General features: G+C 68.7%; 6 protein-coding genes and 1 pseudogene. All 7 read left to right on the top strand.

What is annotated here, in order from left to right; genetic code table 11:
* Positions 1–745 (top strand): annotated as a pseudogene (gene acnA, locus ACIRA7_RS13960) (aconitate hydratase); the annotation flags it as partial.
* A gap of 195 nt (positions 746–940) precedes the next feature.
* A complete protein-coding gene (locus ACIRA7_RS13965; protein ID WP_396221458.1) occupies positions 941–1837 on the top strand; it encodes a diacylglycerol/lipid kinase family protein in 897 nt (298 codons plus the stop codon).
* A gap of 326 nt (positions 1838–2163) precedes the next feature.
* The gene (locus tag ACIRA7_RS13970) at positions 2164–2748 is read left to right on the top strand and encodes a peroxiredoxin family protein (protein WP_396221459.1); all 585 of its coding nucleotides are present in this window, start codon (positions 2164–2166) and stop codon (positions 2746–2748) included.
* Between the two features lie 34 nt (positions 2749–2782).
* The gene (locus ACIRA7_RS13975; RefSeq protein WP_396221460.1) at positions 2783–4243 is read left to right on the top strand and encodes a DUF4147 domain-containing protein; all 1461 of its coding nucleotides are present in this window, start codon (positions 2783–2785) and stop codon (positions 4241–4243) included.
* A gap of 83 nt (positions 4244–4326) precedes the next feature.
* Entirely contained in the window at positions 4327–5121 is a 795-nt protein-coding gene (locus ACIRA7_RS13980; protein ID WP_396221461.1) for a TetR/AcrR family transcriptional regulator, read from the top strand.
* Between the two features lie 44 nt (positions 5122–5165).
* Positions 5166–6089, top strand: a complete 924-nt coding sequence (locus ACIRA7_RS13985) for a carbon-nitrogen hydrolase (protein WP_396221463.1) — start codon at positions 5166–5168, stop codon at positions 6087–6089.
* A partial coding sequence (locus tag ACIRA7_RS13990; protein ID WP_396221462.1) for an agmatine deiminase family protein occupies positions 6086–6375 on the top strand: 290 nt, incomplete at its 3' end. The genes ACIRA7_RS13985 and ACIRA7_RS13990, both read left to right, overlap by 4 nt.

A 6375-nucleotide genomic window follows, 5' to 3' on the forward strand; every position in this document is an offset into this window, starting at 1 on the left:
CGACGGCATGACGATGACACCGCCGGGCATTCGCCCGATCAACAGCGCGCGGGTGCTCGGCATGTTCGGCGATTCGATCACCACCGACCATATCTCACCGGCGGGTTCGATCGCTGCCGCGAGTCCAGCCGGCAAGTATCTGCTGTCGCTCGGCGTCGAGAAGAAGGATTTCAACTCGTACGGCGCGCGCCGCGGCAATCATCAGGTGATGATGCGCGGCACGTTCGCGAACATCCGCCTCAAGAACGAACTCACCGGCGGCAAGGAAGGCTGGTGGACCGCCGACGCGCCGGGCGCCGAGCCGGAAGCGTTGTACGATGTGGCCATGGCGCGCCAGGAAGCGGGCGTCGCGCAGATCGTCATTGCCGGTAAGGAGTACGGCACCGGGTCGTCGCGCGACTGGGCGGCCAAGGGCACGATGCTGCTGGGCGTGCGGTCGGTGATCGCCGAAAGCTTCGAGCGTATTCACCGCAGCAACTTGGTGGGAATGGGTGTGCTACCGCTCGAATTCGTGAACGGCGAGACGCGTCAGTCGCTGGGGCTCACGGGCTTCGAAACGTACGACATCGAGGGACTCGACGACACGATCACGCCGCGGGCCACGCTCACGGTAAAGGCGACGTCGGCGGACGGCTCGGTGAAGGCGTTCAGCGCGCGTTGCCGCATCGATACACCGGAAGAGATGCAGTACTACAAGAACGGCGGCATCCTGCCGTACGTGCTGCGGAGTCTGGTGGCGCATTAGCCGACTGATCTGGTGAGTATCGAGTCGTGAGTCGAAGTGGGTGAGTGTTGAGTCGAAGAACGACTCGAGGCTCACCCACTTTCGCTCACTCCCAGACGTACCGCACGCGACGGCAACACGGACCGTTTCTCGGCTGGCCTCCCTCACCGCGCACGCCGCGCATGGAGTTGTCCGCATGGCCACGTCGGCTCAGCGATGACCGCACCGATCGTCCTGTTGGTGAATCCGGCCGCTGGCCGAGGCCGTGCGGCGGGTGTGGCGCGTGCGGCGCACCGGGCGCTCACGACGGCGGGACTTCGCGTGGACGTCCACGAGACGCGTGCGCGCGGCGACGAGGCCGCGATCGCTCAGGACGCCAGCGCCGTCGGCGCCCGCGCGCTGGCCGTGGTCGGCGGTGACGGCGCCATCAGCCATGCCGTGCGGGGGTTGCTGGAGGGCGAGGCGCGCGGCGGCGCGCGGGTGCCGCTCGCCATCTTCGCGGCCGGTACCGGCAATGATTTCGCCAAGTCACTCACCGTGCCGGTGCATCATGCGGAACGGATGGCGGCCCACGTGGCGGCTGGTGCCACGCACCACGTGGATGTGGGGTTCGTGAACGATGTCCCGTTCGTGAACGCTGCTGGCTTCGGCTTTGATGTGGACGTCCTCCAGCGCATGCGCACGCCGGGACTCCTGCGGGGCACGGCCGCCTATGTCAGCACCGCCCTCGGCGCGTTACTGGGCTATCGCGGCTTCCACGCGGGGCTGACGACCGACGCCAACGGTATGCGTCGGACGCTGATGATCGTGTTCGCCAATGGCCGCTGCTTCGGTGGCGCGTTTCGCATCGCCCCGAACGCGCAACTCGACGATGGCGCACTCGATTGCATCACCATCCGTGATGTCGCGCCGTGGGCGCGGGTGCCGCTGTTCGCCAACGCCATCCGCGGCAAACATCTGTCGTCGCCGCACGTGGTGTTCCGACGCAGCCACACGTTCGAGCTGCAGTTCGAGGCGCCGCCGCTATTCGAAACGGATGGCGAGTTGCAGCAGGCACCTGGCCGCGAGGTCACGGTCCGTGTCCAGCCCGGCGCCCTCACGGTCATCGCGTAGCCACCATGGAGAACACCCCGCCACCGGAATCCCGGTGACGGGGTGTACGCGCCCCTCCACGAAGCCCGTCCTGCACCACGGTATCAGTGCAGGAGGCGTGCCACGCCGAATCGTCCGATTCCCGGTCGAAATGTCCCGGAAACCGCCATTCGGGGTATCACGTTGTCCTCACACAGGGGCACTGGCCCGTCTCGCTCCGGCGACACATGCCCGCGCGTCCACACGTAGCGGGATGCCGGGAAACCGCGTAGCATCCTCCTGTTCCAGGTACGTGGCATGCGCCGCCGTGCGCCGCGTCACCCTCCCATTCTTCTCCGGAGTGCTCGATGTCCATTCGCTCGCGTGCCGCTCGCTTTGTGGCGGTGCTTGCTGTTGCCGCAATCGCGCCGTCCATCACGGGCGCGCAGGCCGCTCCCGCTGCTGCACCCACGCCCCTCAAGGTCGGCGAGATGGCGCCGGATTTCACCGTGACCGTGGTCACGCAAGCCGGTGTGGCCGCCAAGCCGTTCAAGCTGTCCGAGCACAAGGGCGAAACCGTCGTGCTGGCGTTCTTCCCGAAGGCGCGCACCAGCGGCTGCACGGTGCAGATGGAATCGTACCGCGACAAGTACGCGCAGACGTTCCAGGGCGGTAAGAAGGTCACGTTGGTGGGGGTCAGCATCGACAGCGACACGGCGCTCATCTCGTGGGCCAAGGACGCGAAGTTCCCGTTCCATTTCGCCGCCGACATCGACCGCAAGGTGGGTGTGGCGTATGGCGCGAACGCGGGTGCCGGCTACCACAAGCGCTTCCTCTACGTGATCGATCCGAAGGGCAAGATCAGCTACGTCGCGACGCCGTTCAACCAGATGTCGGCCGACGCCTACACCGATCTCGGCAACGCCATCACCCAGGCTGGCAGCTCGCACTAAGCCGCACGGTGGCGTCACGCTCGGCGTTACGCTCGTGAATTCCACGCAGCATCCCCGCGCCCTGCTCTCGGCCCTCTACAGTGCCGCGGTGCAGGGCGCGGCGCCGTTCCCGCGCACGCGCGACGCCGTGCACGCGTGGTTCACGGCGCGTCCAGCGTTGTCGACGCATGCGCCGGTGTACGTGATCGCGCTCGGGAAGGCGGCGCCGGCCATGATGGCGGGTGCGCTCGACGCACTCGAACAGTTGCAACGCCCGGTGCACGGCGGACTCGTCGTGGCCGCGCACGAACCGAAGCGCGGTGAGATCGGCAGCGACCTGCCGTCGCAGATTATGCTCATGGTCGGCGACCATCCGGTGCCGGGCCCGGCGTCGCTCGATGCCGCGGACGCGCTCGACGATCTGGTGCATCGGATCGACGACGGCAGCATCGTACTCGTGCTACTCTCCGGCGGCACCACCGCGTTGTGCGCGGCGCCGATCGCCGCGTTGTCGCAGGCGGTCGGCGACGCCGATCGCGCGCAGGCACACGTGGCCAATCTCGCCGAGACGCTACTGGAGTCGGGGCTCGCCATTCACGAGATGAATGCGATCCGGCGACGCGTGCTACGCTGGGGCGCTGGGCGCCTGGCGGTGAGTCTTGCGCAACACGGCGCCGATCAGGTGCCGGTGTTCGCGATCTCCGATGTGATCGGCGACGATCCGGCCGTGATCGGCTCAGGTCCCTGCTCTCCCGATCCCCTCGACGACGCGACCTTCCTCGCACTCCTCGATGCGCACGACATGCGCTCGCGGGTGGAGCGCGTCATGGGCACCGTGCTCGGCCTCGAAGGGGACGGCGACCCGCCGCGCGTTCCGGCGACAGATCACCCCGCGTTCGCCCGTGTGGGGTATACGCTGGTGGCGCGGAACGCCGATGCGGTGCAGGCCCTGGCCTCCGAAGCGCGCGCGCTGGGCGTCGCGCAGGTGGTGGTGCAACAGGTGCCGCTGGAAGGCGATGCCGCCGAACGTGGCGATCAGCTGGCGCGGCTCGCCCTGCACACCGCGCCCCACGTGCAGGGGGACACGCTGTTGGTCTGTGGCGGCGAGCCCGTGGTCAACCTGCGCGAAACGGCCGATCGCGCGATGTCGCGCCTCGACGACGAGTCGTCGGACGCATCGTGGTCGGATGAGCCACTGCGCGGCGGTCGCATGCAGGTGCTGGCGCTGGCGGCCGCGCTGGCGCTCGAGGAAGCAGCCGCCCACGGCGAGGCCTCGGCGTGGAAAATCACCCTGCTGGCCGCCGGCACCGACGGCCGCGACGGGCCCACCGACGCCGCCGGCGCTATCGTGGACGCTGCCGTCCCCGCGCTGGCGCGCCGTGCGGGCCGCGTCCCCGAAGACGACCTCGTCACGGGCCGGTCGTGGTTCCCGCTCGAGGCGGCCGATGCGCTGCTGCGCCCCGGCCCCACCGGAACCAATGTCATGGACGTCGTCGCGCTGCTCATCCGCGCCTAGCGCATGCCGGCCGCGCCGACGGCGGCCGGTTCATGACGCTCGCCTCGCATTGTTTCGGTTCCGCCGCCGCGGTATCGTTGGCGATGCCCGCCAAACGTGCCTCCCGTCCCACCGCTCGCCCAGCCGACGACGAGCCGGTACCGACGGCCGGCGGGCAACCCGCGACCGCGTTGCCGGCCGACGCCGCCGCACCCGACGCCTATCGTCGGCGCCCCCGTCAGTCCCGGGGGCAGGCCCGCGTGGAGCTCTTGCTCGATGCCGCCGCCGCCGTCATCGCCGAACAGGGGCTGCACGCCGCCACGGCTGAAGCCATCGCGCTCCGGGCCCGCACCGCGAAGGGCTCTCTGTATCAGTTCTTCCCGAATCGCGACGCGGTGCTGGCGGCGCTCGCGCTGCGCTACGCCGACGAAATGCGCGCCATTCACGAGCGCGCCTTCCCGATCGACCCACACGGCCTCCCCCTCGATCGCCTGATCGACCGCATCGTGAAGCCGCTGGCGGAGTTCCACGATACCCACCCGGCGTTCCGTCGCGTCTTCGCCACCGTGGAAGGCCCGGGCGACGATACCCGCTCGGCCCCCACGCGCCTGCGGGCGCAGCTGTTCGAGTCGTTCGTGGACCGGCTCGACGTGCTCTTCGCCGCGCGCAACCCGAAGCTCGCCACGCGCGACCGGCGCCGCATCGCGCTGGTCGCGGCAACACTGGGGCAGTCGCTGCTGGCGCGACGTGGACGCGCCGTGGCGACCGAGAAGAAGCCGTTGCTCGATGACCTGCGTCGCATTCTCCTGGCCTATCTCCAGCCGGTGCTCGAGCCGCTCACGGTGACGACGCCGGCGGACGCCAACGCTGAGCCAAAGGGCGCCGCGAAAAAACGGTGACCGGGCCACGTTGCCCCCGGCCCGGGTATCGATGACTTTTCATGATGGCCAACATCGTGAACATCGGTGTCATTCAGGATACCGCCTCGGATGATCTCGCCAGCAACGTGACGCGCGCGGAAACGCGTGTGCGCGAAGCCGCCGCGCGAGGTGCGCAGATCATCTGCCTGCAGGAGCTCTTCAACGCGCCGTACTTCTGCAAGAGCGTGAAGCCCGAGCGGTTCGACATCGCCGAGGCAGCGGACGGCCCGACGGTCCGCACGTTTCAGTCCCTCGCCAAAGAGCTCGACGTCGTCATCGTCGTGCCCTTCTACGAGCGCGAAGCCGCGGGGCTGTACCGCAACTCGGCCACCGTCATCGACGCCGACGGCAGCGTGCTGGGCACGTATCGCAAGATGCACATCCCGCACGATCCGCTGTTCGAGGAGAAGTACTACTTCGCGCCCGGCGACGTGACGGAGGACCTGCGGCACGATCGGCATCCCGGCATCAATGGTTTCCGCGTGTGGCGCACGAAGTACGCCGACATCGGTGTCTTGATCTGCTGGGATCAGTGGTACCCGGAAGCGGCCCGCATCACGTCGCTGCTGGGCGCACAGGTGCTGTTCTATCCCACGGCCATCGCTTGGCATCCGGGCGAAAAGGCCACCTTCGGCGAGGCGCAGGTCGACGCGTGGCGCACGGCGCAGCGCGCACATGCGATCGCGAACGGCGTATTCGTGGCGTCGCCGAATCGTGTCGGCTTCGAGCCGGAGCCGGGTACCGATGGGCTCGAGTTTTTCGGTCAGTCGTTCATCGCGGATCCGTTCGGCCGCTATCTCGCGCAGGCGGGCACGGCCCCGGAGATTCTCGTCGCCGCCTGCGACCTCGGCCTGATCGAGGAGACGCGTCGCAACTGGCCGTTCCTGCGCGATCGTCGGATCGATGCGTATGGCCCGATCACGCAGCGCTGGCTGGCGGGGCGTTGAGCGATCGCATCGAGGTGTCCGCGCTCGGACCGGTGCGCATGCCCGCGGAGTGGGAGCGTCACGACGCCACCTGGATCGGGTGGCCCACGCACGAACCCGATTGGCCCGGCAAGTTCGCGCCGATCCCGTGGGTGTACGCGGAGATCGTGCGCGCACTCGCGCCGTACGAGCGCGTGGAGATCCTGTGTCAGAACGACGCCGTGTGCGACGACGCGCGCGCGGCGCTCACGATGCACGACGTGCATCCTGACCGGTACCGCCTGCACGTGCAACCCACCGATCGGGT

The organism is Gemmatimonas sp. (genome assembly GCF_044376735.1).
Classification (GTDB): Bacteria; Gemmatimonadota; Gemmatimonadetes; order Gemmatimonadales; family Gemmatimonadaceae; genus Gemmatimonas.

Excerpts from the sequence above, each read along its gene's own strand:
- ACIRA7_RS13965 (WP_396221458.1), top strand. The coding sequence starts at position 941 with ATGACCGCACCGATCGTCCTGTTGGTGAATCCGGCCGCTGGCCGAGGC.
- ACIRA7_RS13970 (WP_396221459.1), top strand. The coding sequence starts at position 2,164 with ATGTCCATTCGCTCGCGTGCCGCTCGCTTTGTGGCGGTGCTTGCTGTT.
- ACIRA7_RS13980 (WP_396221461.1), top strand. The coding sequence starts at position 4,327 with ATGCCCGCCAAACGTGCCTCCCGTCCCACCGCTCGCCCAGCCGACGAC.
- ACIRA7_RS13985 (WP_396221463.1), top strand. The coding sequence starts at position 5,166 with ATGGCCAACATCGTGAACATCGGTGTCATTCAGGATACCGCCTCGGAT.